Raw genomic sequence first — 469 nt, 5'->3', positions numbered from 1 at the left:
ACCTGCATCTCATGCCGCTGTTCCGGGCCCCCGAGGAGAACTCCGACGGCGGGTACGCGGTCTCGAGCTTCCGTGACGTGGACCCGTCTCTCGGGACGATGGAGGACCTCGCGGACTTCGCCCGGGAGCTGCGCGGGGAGGGGATCGCCCTCGTGGTGGACTTCATCTTCAACCACACTTCCGACGAGCACGAGTGGGCGCGCAGGGCCGTCGCCGGTGATCCGGGGTACGCGGACTTCTACCTGATCTACCCCGACCGGCAGATGCCGGACGCCTACGAGCGGACCGTCCGGGAGATCTTCCCCGACGACCACCCCGGCTCGTTCGTGCCGCTGGAGGACGGCCGGTGGGTGTGGGCCACGTTCCACTCGTTCCAGTGGGACCTCAACTACCGCAACCCGAAGGTCTTCCGGGCCATGGCCGGGGAGATGCTGTACCTCGCCAATCAGGGGGTCGACATCATCCGGAT

At 67.4% G+C, this 469-nt stretch carries 1 protein-coding gene; it reads left to right on the top strand.

The genetic code is table 11. The features are described from left to right. The coding region (locus tag I6F16_RS37545) for an alpha-amylase family glycosyl hydrolase (RefSeq protein ID WP_249785767.1) at positions 1–469 on the top strand (469 nt) is incomplete at both ends.

It is taken from the genome of Bradyrhizobium sp. IC4060 (genome assembly GCF_020193715.1).
Lineage (GTDB): Bacteria > Pseudomonadota > Alphaproteobacteria > Rhizobiales > Xanthobacteraceae > Bradyrhizobium > Bradyrhizobium yuanmingense.
Note: the sequence above shows the minus strand (reverse complement) of the source record. Positions and strands in the feature narration are given on the sequence as shown.